The organism is Achromobacter sp., from assembly GCF_049647645.1.
GTDB lineage: Bacteria > Pseudomonadota > Gammaproteobacteria > Burkholderiales > Burkholderiaceae_B > Achromobacter.
The window spans coordinates 1-19,075 of record NZ_JBARYB010000296.1 but is presented as its reverse complement, the minus strand read 5'-3'; the positions used below and the strand labels follow the sequence as shown (position 1 = coordinate 19,075).

General features: G+C 66.1%; 18 protein-coding genes and 1 pseudogene. 15 read left to right on the top strand and 4 right to left on the bottom strand.

Annotated elements, in window-relative coordinates:
* Positions 1 to 7 precede the first annotated feature (7 nt).
* The 13 genes from WBB14_RS33325 (at position 8) to WBB14_RS33265 (ending at position 12,816) form a co-directional block, all read left to right on the top strand.
* A complete protein-coding gene (locus tag WBB14_RS33325) occupies positions 8 to 865 on the top strand; it encodes an N-acyl homoserine lactonase family protein (RefSeq protein WP_424243535.1) in 858 nt (285 codons plus the stop codon).
* A gap of 9 nt (positions 866 to 874) precedes the next feature.
* The gene (locus WBB14_RS33320) at positions 875 to 1,834 is read left to right on the top strand and encodes an ABC transporter ATP-binding protein (protein ID WP_424243534.1); all 960 of its coding nucleotides are present in this window, start codon (positions 875 to 877) and stop codon (positions 1,832 to 1,834) included.
* Positions 1,831 to 2,544, top strand: coding sequence for an ABC transporter permease (locus tag WBB14_RS33315; RefSeq protein WP_424243533.1), 714 nt, complete (start codon positions 1,831 to 1,833; stop codon positions 2,542 to 2,544). The genes WBB14_RS33320 and WBB14_RS33315 overlap by 4 nt, the downstream gene beginning before the upstream one ends.
* Complete coding sequence (locus WBB14_RS33310; RefSeq protein WP_424243532.1) at positions 2,541 to 3,923, top strand: GldG family protein; 1,383 nt, start codon at positions 2,541 to 2,543, stop codon at positions 3,921 to 3,923. Before WBB14_RS33315 ends, WBB14_RS33310 begins: the two co-directional genes overlap by 4 nt.
* A complete protein-coding gene (locus tag WBB14_RS33305) occupies positions 3,920 to 4,459 on the top strand; it encodes an electron transporter SenC (RefSeq protein ID WP_424243531.1) in 540 nt (179 codons plus the stop codon). The genes WBB14_RS33310 and WBB14_RS33305 overlap by 4 nt, the downstream gene beginning before the upstream one ends.
* Positions 4,460 to 4,773: 314 nt before the next feature.
* Positions 4,774 to 5,679, top strand: coding sequence for a branched-chain amino acid ABC transporter permease (locus WBB14_RS33300; protein ID WP_424243530.1), 906 nt, complete (start codon positions 4,774 to 4,776; stop codon positions 5,677 to 5,679).
* Positions 5,679 to 6,659, top strand: a complete 981-nt coding sequence (locus tag WBB14_RS33295) for a branched-chain amino acid ABC transporter permease (protein WP_424243529.1) — start codon at positions 5,679 to 5,681, stop codon at positions 6,657 to 6,659. The genes WBB14_RS33300 and WBB14_RS33295 overlap by 1 nt, the downstream gene beginning before the upstream one ends.
* Before the next feature lie 2 nt (positions 6,660 to 6,661).
* Complete coding sequence (locus tag WBB14_RS33290; protein WP_424243528.1) at positions 6,662 to 7,402, top strand: ABC transporter ATP-binding protein; 741 nt, start codon at positions 6,662 to 6,664, stop codon at positions 7,400 to 7,402.
* Positions 7,403 to 7,406: 4 nt separating this feature from the next.
* On the top strand, positions 7,407 to 8,063 hold the full coding sequence (locus WBB14_RS33285; protein WP_424243527.1) for an ABC transporter ATP-binding protein: 657 nt from the start codon (positions 7,407 to 7,409) through the stop codon (positions 8,061 to 8,063).
* A gap of 17 nt (positions 8,064 to 8,080) precedes the next feature.
* Positions 8,081 to 9,517 carry an aldehyde dehydrogenase family protein gene (locus WBB14_RS33280; protein ID WP_424243526.1) on the top strand — a complete coding sequence of 479 codons (1,437 nt, stop codon included), beginning with the start codon at positions 8,081 to 8,083 and terminating at the stop codon, positions 9,515 to 9,517.
* Between the two features lie 25 nt (positions 9,518 to 9,542).
* Complete coding sequence (locus WBB14_RS33275; RefSeq protein WP_424243525.1) at positions 9,543 to 10,295, top strand: glucose 1-dehydrogenase; 753 nt, start codon at positions 9,543 to 9,545, stop codon at positions 10,293 to 10,295.
* Between the two features lie 56 nt (positions 10,296 to 10,351).
* Entirely contained in the window at positions 10,352 to 11,476 is a 1,125-nt protein-coding gene (locus tag WBB14_RS33270) for a zinc-dependent alcohol dehydrogenase family protein (RefSeq protein ID WP_424243524.1), read from the top strand.
* A 35-nt stretch (positions 11,477 to 11,511) separates the two neighbouring features.
* Positions 11,512 to 12,816 (top strand): ABC transporter substrate-binding protein, encoded by a 1,305-nt coding sequence (locus WBB14_RS33265; protein WP_424243523.1) that lies wholly within the window; start codon positions 11,512 to 11,514, stop codon positions 12,814 to 12,816.
* Positions 12,817 to 12,906: 90 nt separating this feature from the next.
* Here the strand turns inward: WBB14_RS33265 and WBB14_RS33260 are convergent, their stop codons facing one another.
* Both WBB14_RS33260 and WBB14_RS33255 read right to left on the bottom strand, forming a co-directional pair.
* On the bottom strand, positions 12,907 to 14,610 hold the full coding sequence (locus WBB14_RS33260) for a diguanylate cyclase (protein WP_424243522.1): 1,704 nt from the start codon (positions 14,608 to 14,610) through the stop codon (positions 12,907 to 12,909).
* Between the two features lie 249 nt (positions 14,611 to 14,859).
* The gene (locus tag WBB14_RS33255; RefSeq protein WP_424243521.1) at positions 14,860 to 15,900 is read right to left on the bottom strand and encodes a DUF2235 domain-containing protein; all 1,041 of its coding nucleotides are present in this window, start codon (positions 15,898 to 15,900) and stop codon (positions 14,860 to 14,862) included.
* A gap of 339 nt (positions 15,901 to 16,239) precedes the next feature.
* On the opposite strand from WBB14_RS33255, the gene WBB14_RS33250 reads away from it, so the two are divergent.
* Positions 16,240 to 16,995, top strand: a complete 756-nt coding sequence (locus WBB14_RS33250) for a 5'-methylthioadenosine/adenosylhomocysteine nucleosidase (protein WP_424243520.1) — start codon at positions 16,240 to 16,242, stop codon at positions 16,993 to 16,995.
* Positions 16,996 to 17,007: 12 nt separating this feature from the next.
* Here the strand turns inward: WBB14_RS33250 and WBB14_RS33245 are convergent, their stop codons facing one another.
* A complete protein-coding gene (locus tag WBB14_RS33245; RefSeq protein WP_424243519.1) occupies positions 17,008 to 17,172 on the bottom strand; it encodes a hypothetical protein in 165 nt (54 codons plus the stop codon).
* Between the two features lie 65 nt (positions 17,173 to 17,237).
* The gene (locus WBB14_RS33240; protein ID WP_424243518.1) at positions 17,238 to 18,656 is read right to left on the bottom strand and encodes a tetratricopeptide repeat protein; all 1,419 of its coding nucleotides are present in this window, start codon (positions 18,654 to 18,656) and stop codon (positions 17,238 to 17,240) included.
* A 179-nt stretch (positions 18,657 to 18,835) separates the two neighbouring features.
* Here WBB14_RS33240 and WBB14_RS33235 point away from each other — a divergent pair.
* Positions 18,836 to 19,075, top strand: a pseudogene (locus WBB14_RS33235) (hypothetical protein); the annotation flags it as partial.

Genomic DNA, 19,075 nt, shown 5'->3' with positions numbered 1-19,075 from the left:
GACAACAATGAGCAAGAGTTGGAAAACGCTGTTGGGCGCGGTGGCGTTCATGGCGGGAGGGTGGGCTCACGCGGCCGATGCGCCGCCCGACATCAAATTGATGCAATTGTCCGTGGGCAAGATCGAACTGGACAAGGGCTTCATGACCGCCATGGTGGACGTAGGCACCAAGATCAAGATTCCCGTGCCGGCTTATGTGATCCAGCACCCGCGCGGACTGGTGCTGTTCGACACAGGCATGAACCAGGCCACGGCGGACGGCAACTGCGCCAATTACTGGGGGCAGGGCCTGTGCGGCGCGTTCAACTCCATCCAGGGGCGCGATGAAGTGGTGGACCGGCAGCTCAAGGCCGCCGGCTTTGACGTGAACGACGTCAAGTACGTGGTCTATTCGCACTTCCACCTGGACCACGCGGGCAACATCAAGATGTTCCCCAAGGCGCGCCATGTGGTGCAGAAAGCTGAGCTGCGCGCCGCCTGGTGGCCGGAAAAATTCCAGCGAGCCGCCTATGTCATGAAGGACTTCGACACCACGCGCGACTACGACTTCATCCAGGTCGAGGGCGATTTCGATCTCTTCGGCGACGGCAGCATCGTGCTGCTGGACACCAAGGGCCATACCCAGGGCCACCAGTCCCTGCAGGTCAAGCTGAAGAACACGGGCACGGTGTTGCTTGCGGCGGATGCCATCTACACGGGCGAGAACGAGGCCGGCGTGATCCCGGGCATCACCTGGAACACGGCCGCGTCCATGCAGGCCATAGACCGACTCAAGCAGATCCGCGATGCGCGCCAGGGCCAGCTCTGGTACAGCCACGACGCGGAGCAGCACGCGCAGAACGCCAAGACCAAGGTCTTCGACTGAGGGCGCGCCATGCAGCCGGTAGTCGCCCTGCATGAAGTCTGCAAGTCGTTCGGGCCGCGCCAGGTCCTGCACTCCCTGAGCCTCAGCGTGCGGCCGGGCGAGATCGTGGGCCTGCTGGGTCCGAACGGTAGCGGCAAGACCACCACCTTGCGCCTGATGGCGGGCTTTCATGCGCCCGATAGCGGCCGCATCACGATCCGCGGCCGCGAGCCGGCCGCGGGGCGCGGCAACGCCGACATCGGCTATCTGCCCGAGCGCGCGCCGCTGTACGACGCGCTGACGGTGTCGCAGTACCTGGAGTTCGTCGCCGGCGTCAAGGTCGAGGGGGGCGCCGGCGTCCGGCGCCAGGCGATCGAGCGGGCCATTGAAGGCTTCGATCTGCAAGGCGTGGCGCGCTCGGTCATCGGCCGGCTGTCCAAGGGGCAGCGCCAGCGCGTCGGCCTGGCACAGGCCGTGCTGAACGATCCGCCCGTCCTGCTGCTGGACGAGGCCACCAACGGATTGGATCCCGTGCAGATCGTCGAGGCGCGCGCGATGATCCGGCGTTGCGCGCAGGGGCGCGCCGTCGTGTTCAGCAGCCACCTGATGCAGGAAGTGGAGGCGCTCTGCACGCGCATCGCCATTCTGCGCCAGGGGCGGCTGGTGGAGGACGCGGCGCTGGGCGAGGCGCCGGCCGCGCTGCAACTGAGCCTGAGGCTGCCCCAGGCGCGCCACGCCGCCTTGCGCGCCGCCTTGCTCGCATCTCCCGGGGTCAAAGGCGTCGACGCCGAGCCGGTGGACCCGGGCCACAGCAAATGGCGCATAGGCTGGGACCGCGAGGAAGGCGGCGAGGCGAGCTGCGACGCCGTGCTGCGCATCGTGCTCGCGCATGCGGAACTGCGCGCGGTGCTGTCCATGCACGACGCCGTGGAGGCGCGCCTGCTGGCCGCCTTGGCGCCCAACGATGCGCAATTGCGGAGGCGCGCATGAGGGGCTTTCTCGCCTTGTTCCGCAAGGAACTGCGCACCGACTTCGGCTCGCCCGTGGCGTTGGCGGTGGTTGCCGTGTTCTGGGCCCTGTCGGGCTATCTGTTCAGCTTCAACCTGTTCTTCGTCAGCACGGGGCAGATGGTGACCGCCTTCCACAACATGACCATCCTGCTGATCCTGGTGATGCCGCTGGTCAGCATGCGCGCCTTTGCCGAAGAGGCGCGGCAGGGCACGCTGGAACTGCTGCTGACCCTGCCATTGCCGGACTTCACCTTGGTGGCGGCCAAGTACGCCGCCGGGCTGACCGTGCTGGCGTTGATGCTGGCGGGCACTGCGTCCGCGGTGCTGCCGCTGGCCTGGTATGGGCAGCCGGACTATGGTCCTATCGCTGGCGGCTATATCGGCGTGTTCCTGTACGGCGCGCTGTTCCTGGCCATCGGCATCGCGATGTCCAGCGCCTGCACCAATCAGATCGTGGCGGCCAGCGCCACCTGGGGCATCCTGGTGCTGCTGTGGTTCATCGACTATCCCGCCGCGCTGGATGCCTTTCCCGCGCTGTCGCCGTTCTTCCAGGCCCTGTCGTTGTCGGCGCAGCACGTGGACTTCATCCGCGGTGTGCTGCCCGGCCCAGCCACGTTGACGCTGGCCAGCCTGACGCTGCTGGCGCTGATGGTGGCCGCCGTCAACCTCAAGCGCTGGAGGTTGCGATGAACCGAGACGCAGCGTGCCGCGCCGGGCAGCGTCTGGCGCTATGGCTGCCCGTCATGGCCGTTGCGGCGCTGCTGCTGGCGCTCAACCTGTGGGCCTCGCGCCATCTGGGCCGCCTGGACTTGACCGCCCAGCGCCTCTACAGCCTGGCTCCCGAAAGCATCGAGGCAACGCGCCGGATCGACCGGCCCATCGAGGTCACGTGGTTCTACGACTTGCGCAACAAGAGCATGGTCGATGCGCTTGAACTGCTGCGCCAGTACCAACGCGCCAATCCCTTGATCCAGGTGCGCGGCGTGGATCCGGCGCTACGCCCGGCCGAGGCGCGCGAGGCCGGCATCCAGTTCGCCGGCAGCGCCGTGCTGGTCGCGGGCGAGCGGCGCATGACGATCAACGGCGGCACCGAGACCGACTTCACCAATGCGCTGATCCGTATCAGCCAACGCGGCGCGCAGACCGTTTGCTTCACGCAGGGCCATCGCGAAGCCGCGCTCGACAGCCTGATGTCGCTGGATGACCTGGAAGAGCACGATGGAGACGAGAACCTGGTGGCGCGGGTCGAAGTCCATGAGCAGCACGGCATGGCGATGGCGCGCAATGCCTTGCGGACGCTGGGCTTTGCCACGCGCGGCGTGAACGCGGGCAGCCTGGCGCAGGCGCTGCCGCAATGCGCGCTGGTGGTAGTAGCGGGCCCGCGCACGCCGTTCGGCGAGGGTGACGCGCGCGCATTGCGGGAATGGACGGCCGCGGGCGGCAAGACCCTGTTGCTGCTGGAACCCGACGCGGCCCACGGCCTGGACGAGCTGCTCGGCGACTTTGGCATCGCGCGTCCGGCGGGCGCGCTGGCCGACCCGGCCAGCCATTACCGCAACGATTCCGGCAGTCCGGCCGTCAGCGACTACACGCGCCACAAGATGACGCGCGGCCTGCCCTTGAGCTTCTTCCCAGGCGCCGCCGGCCTGGAACCCGCGGGCGACAGCCTGCCGCGCGGTGTGGTCGTGACGCCGCTGGCGCAGACCTCGGACCAGGCATTGCTGCCCGGCCGGCCGGCAGCGCGCTATGCGCTGATGGCCCTGGCCACGCGCAACGCCCAGGCCGCCGGCGCCGAGGGGACGGCGCTGCCCATGCTGCTGGTGGCGGGCGACAGCGATTTCGCGACCAACCGCCATTTCGCTACCTTGGGCAACGGCGCGCTGTTCACCAACGCGGTATCGCTGCTGGCGGGCGAGGACGCCTTGCTGACCATCCGGCCCCGGCATTACGAGAGCCGCCGGGTGGAATTGACCAACCGTCAGATGCGGGCGGTGTTCTGGACCAGCACGGTGGCCCTGCCTCTGCTGGCCCTGATGGCGGGGCTGCTGATGTGGTGGAGGCGGCGATGAACGCAGCGCGCGCCGGATGGTCGCTGCTGCTGGCGGCCGGCATGGGCCTGTCGCTATGGCAATGGCGGGAGGGCGCCGAGCCGCCGCCGCGCCTCGATGGCCATGCGCATCTGCATGACGACGCCGGCAAGCCTGCGCGGCTCTACGCCTGGAGCGCGGCCGACGCTGCCCAGGTGGTCCTGTCCACGCCCGACGCCACGTTGCGGCTGCGGCGCAGCGCGCAAGGCTGGATGGCGGAGCCCGGCGCAGCCGCCAGCGGCTTCGATGCCGGGGAGTTCCTCGCGCTGTTCTCACAGGCCCGCAGCGATCGCGTGTTGGTCCCGCAGCCGGACCAGCCCTACGGCCTGGCGCCGCCGCAATTGCGCATCGATGTGCGCGACGCGGCGGGCGCCCCGCTGGCGCGCCTGGACGTGGGAGCGCTGGCGCCGGATGGACTGGGCCGTTATGTGCAGGTGCCGGGCGAAGCGGCGATACGGATCGTCCCCGACTACCAGACCCGCGCGCCGCTGGCGGCGATGGCGCGGCAGGGCTCCTGAGACGCGGCACTCTATCGCCCGCGAAGCCGGGCTTGCACAAAGATAAATAGTCGCTGAAAAGGCGCATACCTATACTTCAAAACCATTAACAGGCAGGTTTCGACGGCATCGGAAGAATGTTGCGCAACCTGCCGGAAAAGGGCCTTCCGGCCTGTCCGCGATGCGTCGCGAGGCGGGCGCGGACAGGTTGATAACGAGACATGGGCGCGCTGCGCGCGCCAGGGCGACGGCCCGCACAGCCAGGTTCGCGATCGATGTTGCAGGGCAACGGATCCGCGGGTGCGGCAAGTGCACAGCGCTTAGGGAGAAGACGCTTGACCTTGGATCTACTGCCTCTCGCCTTGGTGGACGGCGTGGCGTACGCCAGTCTGCTGTTCCTGGTATCAATGGGGTTAACCCTGGTGTTCGGCGTGATGGGCATCCTGAACGTCGCCCATGGCGCTTTCTATGCATTCGGGGGATATGCGGCTGCCAGCTTCGTCATGTTCCTGGCGCCCAAAACGGACTCTCCGATTCTGTTGTTCGCGGCGCTGTTCGCGGCCGCCGTCGTGGTCGGGCTCGCGCTGGGCAGCATCATGGAATTCCTGCTGATCCGCCGCGCCCAGAACTACGACCCCATCCTGAAGCTCCTGCTCACGTTCGGCGCTTTCCTCATGCTGGAGGACATCCAGCGCATGCTGTGGGGCGCGCAGCCCTACAGCGCCAGCGAGGTGGTCAACCGGCTGGGCAACATCGAGATCGGCGACATCACATACACCACCTATCAGCTGGTGGTGGTGCCGGTGACGGCCGTGCTGGCCTATGTGTGCCTGGAATTCTTCCTGCGCCACACCAAGCTGGGCAAGCAGACAGTAGCTACTACCCACAACCGCGAAGTCGCGACTTCGTTGGGCATCAACGCCAAGAAGATCGGCTACGTCACTTTCGTGATTGCCACCATCCTGGGCGCGCTGGGAGGCGCCATGGCCGCGCCGACCACTTCCCTGGTGCCGGGCGCAGGCACGGACATGACCGTGCTGTCGTTCGCGGTGGTCGCCACCGCCGGCCTGGGCCAGATCACCGGCGCGCTGATCGCGGCGCTGCTGATTGGCGTCATCCGCGCCATCGCCGTCTATGCCGCCCCGGAGCTGGAGGTGGCGGTGCCGTACATCATCATGGTGCTGGTGCTCATCATCCGGCCGCATGGCCTGTTCACCGTGGCCCAAGCGAGGACGATCTGATGAAAGTTCCCGTCCTCAGCCTGTTGGCCGCGTTGCTCACGCTGTTCCTAGGCTACACGTATTCCTGGACCATCACGCCCATCGTCATCGGATTGACCTACGCCATTGCGGCGCTGGGCGTATCGGTGATGGCGCGCGCGGGGCAGATTTCCTTCGGCCACGCGATGTACTCCTGCATCTCGGCCTACACGGTGGCCTTCCTGGCCCGTGCCGTGCCAGGCGCGGACGCGCTGACTCTGATCCTGGCAGGGGTGCTGGCCAGCTTTCTCGCGGCGGTGGTCATCGGCCTGTTCGTGGTGCGCTATCGCGGCATCTTCTTCGGCATGCTCAACCTCGCGCTGAGCATGGTGCTGTTCGCCCTGCTGGGCAAGCTCTATACCCTGACGGGCGGTTCGGACGGCCTGCGCATCGTGCGCCCGGCGATGGCCGGCTTCGTGATGGAGCGGGAATCGTTCGAGCGCGCGCTGCTGGCGCTGACGCTGGTCCTGTCCCTGGTCCTGGCGTGGTGGGTGCAGCGCTACTTCCGCTCCGGCAGCGGCCAGGCCCTGTCCGCGATCAAGACCAATGAAACGCGCCTGGAGTATCTGGGCTTTTCCGCCTACTTCATCATGTGGAAGGGCTATCTGCTGTCGGCCGTCGTGGTCGGCTTCTCCGGCGCCATCCTGGCGTTGATGCAAGGGCTGGTCACGCCTGAAATCGGATCGTGGCTGCGTTCGGGCGAATTCGTCTTCATCACCATCCTGGGCGGCGCCGGCCATGCGGCGGGCGCGTTCCTGGGCGCGGTGGGATTCGAATCCGTGAAGCTGATCTCCGCCGCCTACTTTCCGGGCCTGTGGCAGTTCCTGCTGGGCCTGACCCTGATCCTGGTGATCTTCATGTTCCCCACCGGCTTCGTCGGCCAGATCATGAAGCGCGCCGCGGCGCAGAAGCGCGAGCAGGCCCGGGCGCAATCCCCGGCCCGGATCCCGGTGAGGAATTGAAGATGAAACCCCTCATTAAAACCACGGACCTGTACCTGGCCTTCGGCGGAGTGGTCGCCGCGGACAACATCAACTTCGAGCTGCACGAGGGCGAGCGCCTGGCAGTGATCGGACAGAACGGCGCGGGCAAGACCACGTTCATCAATATCTGCACGGGCTATCTCGCGCCGTCCAAGGGCAAGGTTTACTTCGATGGCCGCGACGTCACGGCGATGGCGCCGCGCAAGATCGTTCGGCTGGGCCTGGGCCGCTCGTTCCAGCTGCCGCAACTGTTCACCGAGCATACGGTGCGCCAGTGCGTGCAGATCGCCGCGGCGCGGCGCAACAAGGAGCTGAGCTGGTTTCGTTCGCTGGAAAGCACCATAGACGAGAAAGAGGTCGACGCCACCCTGGATCTGGTGGGGCTGCTGCCCGAGGCCGACGAGCTCTGCATCGGGCTTCCCGAGGGCAAGCGAAAGCTTTTGGACGTGGCGATGGCGCTGGCCTTGCGGCCCAAGCTCCTGATCATGGACGAGCCCACCAGCGGCGTGGCATCGGAGGACAAGTTCGGCCTGATGGAAACCGTGATGCACGCGCTGACCGAGCGCCGCGTGACCAGCTGGTTTGTGGAGCACGATGTGGACATCGTGGCGCGCTACGCCACGCGGGTGGCGGCATGGATCTCGGGCAAGGTGGCGGCGGACGGCACGCCCGAGGAAGTTCTGAACAACGCGCAGATCAAAAGCGAAGTGCTGGGGGCCTGAGAACATGCTGAACCTATCGGGCGTCAACGTAGACCTGGCCGGCAACCGCATCCTGCGCGACGTCAATGCCAGTTTCGAACCCTCCAAGACCATCGGCATCGTCGGCCGCAACGGCGCGGGCAAGACCACGCTGTTGCGCACCATCATGGGCCTGACGCGGATCAAGTCCGGCAAGATCGCCTTCGACGGCACCGACCTGACCGCGTTGCCCGGCCACCGGCGGGCGGCCCTGAAGGTGGGCTATGCGCCCGAGGACCGGGTGATCTTCCCCACCATGACGGTGGAACAGAACTTGCACCTGCCTTGCGAGGTGCAGGGCCAGTCCAAGGCCGAGATCGAAGCGCGCGTCGCCACGGTGCTGAAGGTCGTGCCGCAGCTGGAGCCGATGCTGCAACGCTCCGGCTCGGCCTTGTCCGGCGGCCAGGGCAAGATGGTGGCGCTGGCGCGCGCCGTCATGGTGGGCACGCGCCTCTTGATGCTGGACGAACCCTTCCAGGGCCTGGCGCCCAAGCTGGCGCGCGACTACACCGAAGCGCTGGCGCGGCTGAAGGAGCTGCAGCCCGACTTGTGCGTGGTGATCACCGAGTCCAACGTCAAGTTGCTGGGCGACATTCCCGACCAGATATGGACGATCGAGCGCGGCTCGATCACGCTGAACTGATTCCACGGAGACATTCCATGACGCAGATGATCATCAATGGCCGCCAGGTCGATGCGGCCGACGGCCGCAGCCTTGAGGTGGTTTCGCCGGTAGACGGCAAGGTATTCACCACCATTCCCCGCGGCCAGCAGGCCGACGTGGATGCGGCGGTACGGACGGCGCGCGGCGCGCTGGACGGCGAGTGGGGCCGCATGACTGCCCTGGACCGCGGCCGGCTGCTGCTGCGCCTGGGCGAGAGCGTGCTCGCGCACCACGAGGAACTGGCGCAGCTGGAATCGCGCGACACCGGCAAGCCCATGTCGACGGCGCGGGCCGACATCACGGTGCTGGCGCGCTACTTCGAGTTCTACGGCGGCGCGGCAGACAAGGTGCACGGCCAGACCATTCCTTTCCAGAAGGACTATTCGGTCCAGCTGATTCGCGAACCCCTGGGCGTCACCGCCCACATCATTCCGTGGAACTATCCGGCGCAGATGTTCGGCCGCAGCGTGGCGCCGGCGCTGGCGATGGGCAACGCCAGCGTGGTCAAACCGGCCGAGGACGCCTGCCTGTCCATCATCCGCGTGGCCGAACTGGCGCTGGAAGTCGGCTTTCCCGCCGGCGCGCTGAACATCGTGACCGGCCTGGGCGAAGAGGCCGGCGCCAGCCTGTCGCACCATCCCGACATCAACTTCATTACCTTCACCGGCTCCAACGAGGTCGGCGTGCTGATCCAGCAGGCCGCCGCCATCAACGCGGTCAAGTGCGTGCTGGAGCTGGGCGGCAAGTCCGCCCATATCGTGTTCGATGACGCCCGCTACAAGCTGGCCATTCCGGCCATCGTCAAGGGCATCGTCCACAACACCGGCCAGACCTGCACCGCCGGCAGCCGCCTGCTGGTGCAGAAGGGCATCTATGCGGACTTCATGAAGGCGTTGGCCGAGGAATTCTCCAAGGTTCGCGCGGGCACGCCGGACATGGACCTGACTTGCGGCCCGGTGGTCAACAAGGCGCAGTACGACCGCGTCAACCGCTACATCGCCAAGGGCCTGGCGGACGGACTGAAGGTGGTGGCGGAGGGCGCCATCGCCGACGGCGTTCCCGAGGGCGGCTACTTCGTCAAGCCGACACTGTTCAGTTCGGCCAATCACGATAGCGATCTGTTGACGCAGGAGATCTTCGGACCAGTGCTGGTGGCGCTGCCCTTCGATACCGAGGCCGACGCCATCCGGCTGGCCAACGCCACCGAATACGGCCTGCTGGGCGCGGTCTGGACTGAGAACGGCGGACGCCAGCAGCGCGTGGCGCGCGGCATCAAGTGCGGCCAGGTGTACATCAACGGCTTTGGCGCGGGCGGCGGCGTGGAACTGCCATTCGGCGGCGTCAAGAAAAGCGGCCATGGCCGCGAGAAGGGCTTCATCGCCCTGGAAGAAATGAGCACGACCAAGACGCTTATCCAGTACTACGGCGAATGATCGCCAGACTATCCGGAGACAATTCATGAGTCAGTTGCAAGGCAAGGTCGCCATCGTCACGGGCGGCGGCAATGGTTTCGGCGAAGGCATCGTCAAGCTGTACGCCAAGGAAGGCGCTCGCGTGGTCATCGCCGACATCAACAAGGAGGCTGCCGACCGCGTGGCCGCTGAAGTCGGCGCCGCCGCGCTGGCCGTGAAGGCCGACGTATCCAGCCGCGCCGACATCGACAATGCGGTGCGCACTTGCCTGGAGAAATTCGGCTCCGTCGACATCGTGGTCAACAACGCCGCCATCACCCACAAGAACCAGCCCATGCTGGACGTGGACGAGGCCATGTTCGACCGCATGTTCGACATCAACGTGAAGTCCATCTACCACATGGCGCAAGCCGTGGTGCCCGTCATGCGCAAGCAGAAGCGCGGCGTGATCCTGAACGTGGGTTCCACCGCCGGCATCCGTCCGCGGCCCGGACTCAGTTGGTACAACGCGTCCAAGGGCGCGGTCAACGTGCTGTCCAAATCCATGGCGGTGGAGCTGGGTCCCGACGGCATCCGCGTCAACGCCATCTGCCCGGTGATGGGCATTACCGGCATGTTCGAGTTGTTCATGGGCCTGCCCGACACGCCCGAGAACCGCGCCAAGTTCGTCTCGACCATCCCGCTGGGCCGCTTCTGCCAGCCTTCGGACGTGGCCGCCGCGGCGCTGTTCCTGGCCAGCGACGCCGCCGAGTTCATCACCGGCGTCGAGTTCCCGGTGGACGGCGGCCGCACGGTCTAGCGTGCCGCGCCCGGCTGTACCCGGGCGCTTCCTCTTTTTCTGTGGGTGACTGGCGTATGAAAATCAGAGCGGCGCTGTTGAGGGAAGTGGGGGTGGAAGGCCCCTATGCGCGGACCCGGCCGTTGAGCATTGCCGAGATCGAACTGGATCCGCCCGGCACGGGCGAGGTGCTGGTCCGCATCAAGGCGGCGGGCCTGTGCCATTCGGACCTGTCGGTCATCAATGGCGACCGGCCGCGCGGCGTGCCCATCGTGCTGGGCCACGAGTCTTCCGGCGAGGTCGTGGAAACCGGCCCCGGCGTGACCGACCTGAAGCCGGGTGACCACGTCGCCATGGTGTTCGTGCCCAGTTGCGGCTGCTGCAATCCCTGCATGGAAGGCCGGCCAGCCCTCTGCGAACCGGGCGCCGCGGCCAACACCAAGGGCACTCTGCTGGGCGGCGAACGTCGCCTGCACATCGGCGACGAGACCATCAACCACCACACCGGCGTGTCCTGCTTCGCGGAATACGCGGTGGTGTCGCGACGCTCCTGCGTCAAGGTGAACGTCGAACTCAGCCATCGCGAGGCCGCGTTGTTCGGCTGCGCTGTGCTGACAGGCGCGGGCGCGGTGTTGAACCGGGCTCGCATCAAGGCAGGCGATACCGCCGCCATCGTCGGGCTGGGCGGCGTGGGGCTGAGCGCCTTGCTGGCCGCCGTGGCTGCCGGCGCGCGCCGCGTCGTGGCGATAGACCTGAGCGACGAAAAGCTTGCGCTGGCCAAGGAACTGGGCGCGACCCATGTCGTCAATCCCAGGCAGGTGAAGACGGATGACGACCTCTACGACCTGGCTGGCGGCCGGGTGGACTACGGCTTCGACATGGCGGGCGCGGTACCCGCTTTCGAGACGGCGTACAAGCTGACGCGCCGCGGCGGCGCCACGGTGACGTCGGGCCTGCCCAATCCCAAGTTCAGTTTTCCCCTGTCCCTGTCGCAGATGGTGGGCGAGGAGCGCGAGATCCGTGGCAGCTACCTCGGCTCGGGCGTGCCGGCCATCGACATCAGCCGCTATATCGACCTGTACAAGGCGGGCCGGCTGCCGGTCGACCGCATGATGGGCAAATCGTTTTCGCTGGACCAGATCAACGAGGGGTTCGATCACCTCGCAACCGGCGGCAGCCTGCGCGACGCCATCGTTTTCTAAGGGCATAGACCCGATACAACACTGGAGACAAGACCATGAAGACTTCAAGATTGGCGACGCTGCTGGGCGCTACCCTGCTGTCCGGCGCCGCGGCCCTGGCAAGCGCGGCGGACAAGCCCAAGGAACTGAACATCGGCATCTCGACCTACCTGTCGGGTTCGGCGTCGGTGTTCGGCGTGCCGGCGCGCGACGCGGCCGAGATCCTGATCCAGGATATCAATGCCAACGGCGGCATCGACGGCGTGAAGCTGGTGCCCAGCTACATCGACGAAGGCGGCGGCGGCGAGAAGCTGCTGTCCGAGTACCGACGCCTGGCCGAAGGCGGCACGCGCGTCATGCTGTCGGCCATCTCCAGCGGCCACTGCAACATCGTCGCGCCGGTGGCCGAGGACCTGAAGGTGCTCAATGTGCTGTGGGATTGCGGCACCGAGAAGGCGCTGGAAGGCAAGAAGTACAAGTATGTGGTGCGCACGCAGGCCAACGCCACCACCGAAATGGTCGCCCAGGTCCTGTACTTGATGAAGGTCAAGCCTGATTTCAAGACGATTGCCATCGTCAACCAGGACTACGCCTGGGGCCGCGATTCGCGCGACATCTTCCTGGCCGCGTTGAAGAAGTTCAAGCCGGACGTCAAGGTCGTGGCCGAGATGTTCCCCAAGTTCGGCGCGGCTGATTTCTCCACCGAGATCAGCCGCCTGCAGGCCCTGCGCCCGGACGTCATTGTTTCCACTTCGTGGGGCGGCGACCTGGACAACTTCGTGCGCCAGGCCTCGCAGCGCAACCTCTTCAAGAACTCGACCTTTGTACTGTCGCTGGCCGAAAGCTCGCTGGAGCGTCTGGGCAATGCGTTGCCAGAAGGCGTGTACGTCGGCGCCCGCGGCGATCATTACTTCCTGCATCCGGAAACCAAGGATGATCCGCAGCACCAGGCTTTCGTGAAGAAGTTCCACGACAAGACCGGCGCCTATCCGATCTATTCGGTGTATCACATGGCGCAGGCGATCCAGGGCCTGAAGGCGGGCTACGAGAAGGCCATCAAGGACAACGGCGGCGCCTGGCCCAGCCCGGAACAGGTGGCGGCCGCGATGCATGACGTGACCTTCAAGGGCTACGGCCGCGACGTGAAGATGCACCGCGCCGACGGTCAGGGCCTGGAAGCGCAGCTGTTCGGCGTGACGAAGAAGAGCGACAAGTACCCGTTCAAGGTGCTGGCCGATATCACCATCGTCCCCGCCGAACTGGTGACTCCGGGTGTGTCGGATACTTCGATGGAATGGATCGACAAGAGCCTGACGCCCGATGTGCTGAAGAGCGATCAGATCAAGGTGTATTCGAACTGAGCAAGCAGGTGTGGAGCTGGCATGGCCCTGGCGGGAAACCGCCGGGGTTTTTTTTTGCCCTTGGCGTGGCCCGGAGCGAGGGGCCGCGCCTCAAGCCATCTGTTCCAGCAGCACGCGGTTGCGGCCGTTCAGCTTGGCCTTGTATAGCAGCTCGTCGGCGCGGCGGGACAGGTTCTCCAGGTCTCGCGCGTCGCCGCTGCGGGCATGGGCAACGCCGAAGCTGGCGGTCATGCTGAAGCGGGTTGCGTCACAGGCGCTGATCTGCGCTTGCGCTATGTTCAGGCGCATGCGTTCGGCGATGTCTCGGACGGGTTCGGGGCGGCGGCTGCGGCACAATACCGCGAACTCTTCGCCGCCCACGCGCGCGACCACGTCGGATTGCCTGAAGGTCTTGCGGCACAGTTCGGCCACGGTCTTGAGCGCTTCGTCGCCGGTGGGGTGGCCATGCGTGTCGTTGATGGACTTGAAGTGGTCGATGTCGAACAGGATGAAGGCCAGGCCGTCACCGTTAGCGTGGCGCATGTCGTCCAGGGCCGCTTCCAGGCGCTTTTCGAAGGCGCGGCGATTCAGCAGGCCAGTGAGAAAATCCGTTTCGGCCATGATGGCCAGGTCTTGAATCAGGCGGTCGCGCTCCAGCTCGAGCTTGCGCACGGCGGCGGCGTTGTCGTTGAGCACATCCAGGGCCTTGAACATGCTGTTCACTTCGCCGCGGTACTGGTCCGCGGGAATGGCCGGCACCTCGCCGCCTTTCGCGATGGCGCCGATGATGTTGGTGGCGCGGACGAACGGCCGGATGACGCGCTTGCGGAACATGGCCAGCCCGAGGATCAGGGCGGCGGTGAGCATCGCCGCGGCCGCCAGGGTGGTGAGCAGGACGCGGATCGCGGCCTGGCGGTTTTCACCGATGCGCCGCTCGACGTCATTGAGCATGAGGTCGCGGAACCGGACGATGGACTTCATCTGCGGCACATAGTTCGCGCCCAGTTCGTACATCGACACGAGCGAATCTTCCGGGGCCCGCTCGGCAATGGCGCGCACGCTGTCGAGGTAGCTCATGCCCTCGCCGAAGTACTGTTGCTGCAGTTCGCGGTAGGCGAGCGACGAGGCGTGCCCTGGCATGCTGGCGATGTTGGCCTCGATCAGCGCGCGAAGTTCGTCGATGCGGCCGATCACGCGCTCGATTCTCAGCTGGTCGCTGGCGGTGAGCGTGCGGCGTTTGCTCAGGGCCGGCGCGAAGGTGGATCCCGCCAGCCCGGCCTGTTCGCGCAGTTCGCCGGCAAGCAGCGCCAAGGACAGCAGGTCGAAGTCCTCGCCCTGGTTTCTGGCAACCAGGCCTATGCCGTCGGACATCGCGGCGCGCAGTTCGGGGACCAGCGCGACCATGTCTCCGACCACCGTCCACAGGTTGTAGCCGGAGACGTTGGCGCGAGGCGCGGCGATCGCGGCGTCCGCGCTGGCGCGGGCAGTCAGAAGGGATTCGCGGATGCGCTGGATGTTGGTGAATTCGCGGGCGCCGTTGGGATTGAGGGGCGCCCGGTACAGGGCAAGCAGGTCGGCGATCTGTGCATTGGTGCGCTGGCGCGCTTCGGCCAGCGCGTGCAGGATATGCTCGGGGACCGGCAGGTCGGAACCCAACGCCGAGTTCATGGGGCCGCGCTCGGCGGAAACCGCCTCCATCGTCATCAGGGTCGTGCGGACCACGATGAAGCCTTGCATGGCATCGTCGGTGGCGGCGAGGGAACGCCAGTTCTGCTGTACCACGATCACGGTCAGCATGGAGACCGGCAGCGCCACGCCTGCAGCCAGTGTCAGGAAATATCTTTCAAGGGATTTGAGAGCAAAGACATTGCGGAACATGCGTAAACATCGGCTCGGAACAATGACTGGTGGCCGGAGGTTACTTGAAATGGGCCACGGATAGCATGGTTTTCCCGCCATGTTCCGACGGACCGAAGTTTGTATCGCATTAAGTCGCAAAGTCTCATTTTCAAGCGCATTGCGTCACTCTGTTGCGAGTGCTTGCATCGCCATTGGCGCAGGCGTTCAGGGCGGCGCGACAGGCAGCTTTTCCAGCGCATCCTTGAAGTCCGGATACTCCTTCAGGAACTCCAGGCTGCGCCCGAAACGCTGCAGCAGCCGTTCGTCCACCGTCAGGTTGAGCACGGTCGCGCCGTCCCACAGCCTGGGGCGTTTTTTCACATGGATCAGCACCTTGTCGGTGAACTCGCGGTAGGAGTCGTGCGGTTCGCATTGTTCGTAGTCCGTGGCGACGCGTTGCGCCAGCCCGGCTTCCAGGCCGGCGTGGCGGGCCTTCTCCTGCAGCCATGATGCCGGCAGCGTTTGCAGGCTGCCGTCCCGGTAGCCGCCGCCGACGTCGGAATGGGCGCCGATGAACCAGCGTTGCTCGACCGGCCTGTCGGGCGGCCGCGGCTCCGAATCGGCCAGGCGCGTCCACAGGGTCGGCGAGTAGGGTTCGCGGAATTCGTTGGTGGCGATGGCGTGATAGGCGTGATGGACGTGGTTGCTCAGCTCGGTGTCGTGGAAGTTGTAGAACTTCGAAAAGCCGGGGAAGGGGATGCCGCCCACCGGTATGCCCAGGCTGCCGACCGTATCCCAGACTCCGACGAAATGCACGTCGGTTTCGCGCGAGAAATTCACGCGGAAGGACGAGGCTTCCAGGGACGTGGGGATGCAGTCGTCGCGGTAGAGCGCGTAGGCTTCGGCCACGTTATTGTCGGAAGGATCGTTCAGCAGGCCGCATTTGCGCACCATGCCGGCCAGGCTGCGCGCGGAGTAGGCGCCGCGGCTGAATCCGAACAGGAAAATGCGATCGCGCGCTTCATGGCGTTGGCAAAGCCAGCGGTAGCCCGCGCGGATGTTGGCCGATAGCCCGGCGCCAAAGGCGCCGCCAGCGAATTTGTCGATGGCGGCCCACAGGCCCTGGCCCTGCGTGCCCACGCCCTCGATGTAGAGCGTTTCCTGCGTGGAGGTCTCGGGGGCAGCCTTGTAGAGTTCGTAGACGTTGGTGCGGTCGTTGGGTTCGTTCCAGGTCCCGTCGAAGAATACGGCTAGATTCTTCACCATGATCGTTCTCCACAGATTGAGTCCTGCGATGAATCTGCTTGCTGGCATGGCCCGCGTCCTGCGCGACGTAAGCTAGCACGCGGCGCGGAGCGATCCAGGCGGGTGGTTTCCCTGCTGATCGGATGTACACCGTACTTTTGACTAGCTAATCGGTAGCCATCCAAAGTGCTTGCTGGCGTTGCGGGTTGGCGCAGGCACAGCAGGAAGTCCGCACTACATCAAAAGTCGCAATCCGTGCCTTACGCGCCCGAGCCGGGGCGTGCGTTGGCTGCGGCGTCAGGCTTGGGGTATGTTGCGGGCTGAGCGGCCGCCGGCCGCGCATGACCAGAGAAGATGCACATGGGACGTTTAGCCATACTTGGCGCCCTGCACGAAGAGATCGCCGACCTGCTCGCCGCGATGGAACCGGGTGCCGCCATTCACCGCGTCGCAATGCGCGACTTCCATGTCGGCACCTTGTGGGGCACGCCTTGCGTGATTGCGCTGAGCCGGATCGGCAAGGTGGCCGCGGCCGCGACCGCGTCCATCGTGATCCAGGAGTTCAATGCCACGCGGGTGATCTTCACCGGGCTGGCGGGCGGCCTGCGCCAGGACATGGCGGTGGGCGATGTGGTCGTGGCCAGCGCGCTGATGCAGCACGACATGGATGCGCGTCCTTTGTTCGGCCAGCACGAGATTCCCTTGCTGGGGCGCGTACGCTTCGACGCGGACGCGGCCCTGAGCGCGCGGCTGCTGGAAAGCGCAGGACAGTTCGCGCGCGGCCATGCCGGCTTGCCGGCGGGGCAGGGCGCGCAGCCGCCGCGGGTGCATCATGGCCTGATCGCCACCGGCGATGTCTTCGTCAATAGCAATGACTACGCGCACCAGCTGCGCCAGCGCCTGCCCGATGCGCTCTGCCTGGAAATGGAGGGCGGGGCGATGGCGCAGGTCTGCTACGAATTCGGCGTGCCCTTTGCCGTTTTGCGCGTGATCTCCGATCAGGCCGATCACGCCGCGAAGGCGGATTTCACCGACTTCCTGGTGAACCTGGCGCGGGTCTACACTGCCGGCATCCTGGCGCCCCTGCTGAAGTCAGGGGCGTTGCGGGAAGCCTGAAACTGGCGGTGTTCAGCGGCCAGTGTCGGGATAGTTGGGGCCGGCGTCGTGGAATCCGCCCTGGCTGTAGGGATTGACCGCGCCCGGATGAGGCGGGCCGCTATTTCCCGGCGCGCAGCCGGCCAGGACCAGGGCCGTGGCCATGAGGGCAAGCAGGCGTATCAGAGCGGATTTCATGATGGTCTCCTGCGCGAGCCCGCGGTTGCGGGCATGCGACGCGCGGCTGGTCTACGGCACTTATTTTACGCTTTGGCGGCAGCGCTGCGCTGCTCGCCGTGCCTGGTCTTGCGCTTGGTCTGCGGCGCCGAGCAACGCTGCTGGTAGGCCTGCACCGTGCTGGAATTCGCCGGCTGGAAGTAGGGGTGCGGCTGGCCGGCCTCGCGCAGCGCGTCATGCATGCGCTGGCCCCAGACGCATTGCGCCTGGGCCTGGTCCCAGAGCCGCGCGGCGAGTTCGGGCTGGCCGTGGCGCCACAGCGCCAGGCCATAGTCGGCCACGATTTCCTCATTGCGCGGAATCTCGCGGTAGGACCGCTTCATGAGCGCCAGTCCGCCGTCGACGTCGCCTCGCAGGGTCAGGATCCAGCCCAGGGTGCCCTGGTTGTACGGCCCGGGTCCGACGGTCTCGATCGATTTGCGGGCCTGGGCTTCGGCTTCGGCCAGGTGTTCGGGAAAATCCGCCAGGTAGTAGGCGATGCTGTTGCCCCAATCGGGTTCGTCCGGCTGGGGCTGCTCCGCTTGCCGGCGCTGCAGTTCCAGCGCGTCCGCCAATGCCAGCTCGGGCAGGCCCAGCAATCGTTCAAGCTTGTAGCGTTCGTGAAGCTCATCGTGATCCACGGGCGTGGAGGATGCGGACAACGTCGTGGCGCGGGCGCGGTCCAGCCACTGCCGCGCCAGATCGGCGTGGCCGGCCATCAGCAGCAGATTGGCCATGTCCAGCTGTTGCCCCGGTTGCGCGCCGCAGTCCGTGGCATCCACCAATTGCAGCGCGCCTTCGGTGTCGTTCTGGCTGAATTTGCGGTTGATGGCGTCCAATGCGTCAAAGCACTGCCGGTTATCCGCCACGCTGGCGTCGACCGATATCGACAAGGTGGCGGCGGGGCGGTCGTGGCTGAAGTACGCCGTATTGCCCTGGGCGGTGCTGTAGCCCAGGTCCGCCCACTGTTCACCCCAACGCACCTGCATGGTGGTGAGGTAGGGCCAACCCCCAAGCGGATCTTTATCCCCGCTGGTTTGCAGCTGGAAGACGGTGCCCCAGGCGCCGTCGCCGATGCGCCGGATCAGCGTGTAGTCAGCGGCGCCATGCTTCTCGCGGGTCCAGATCCAGGCGCTGCGGCCCAGCGCGTCGGTGACGCCATGCACGATGCCGTCCTGGCTGGGTGTGCCCTCGATGGACTGGCCCTTTTCGGTCAGGAACAGACGGTAGGGCGTATTGGGGGCGAGCGCGCTGCTGCGGCTGTTGTCCAGTCTCAGGATCAGATAGCGCCCATGGTCGCCCTTGCCGTACTGGGGCATGCCCTGGGGCGGCGTTGAGGGCGTGCTGCGGGTGGCGGATTTTCTGGGGGACGCGCTGCTGGCGGCTTGCGCGGGAAAGGCGGCCTGCGCCAACGCGAGCGCGCCTGACAACAGCAACGGGTACAGCCTGGATTGCGGAAACGTCATGGGTGCTGCTTGAGGTGTGAGCAATGGGGCCTGTGAGGCAGGCGGCCATTCTCTCAGAGAACGGAGGGCGCTGCCGGTGCCCACGCAATTGTCCTGGCGCAGCGGATGCGGCGGCCGCAGTCATGTGGCATCCTTGCGCCCGCACCCCGCCGCTGCATGCGGCGCCTTCCTGTTCCGTGATGCCGAAACTGCTGCTGCGTGTCTGTGATTTCCTGCTGCTGTCCGCCGCTGCGGCGCTATTTGGCGCTTGCCTGACGTCGGTGCTGAAGACCGATGCCTACGGCTGGATGATTCCGGAAGCGCCCTACCTGTACGGGCCGTTCGACTTCTATGTCGATGCCGCCTTGGCGGGCTTGGCCGGCCTGCTGGCGCTGACGCTGGCCGAGCGCATGGCGCGGGTGCGCGCCTCGGCCGCATGG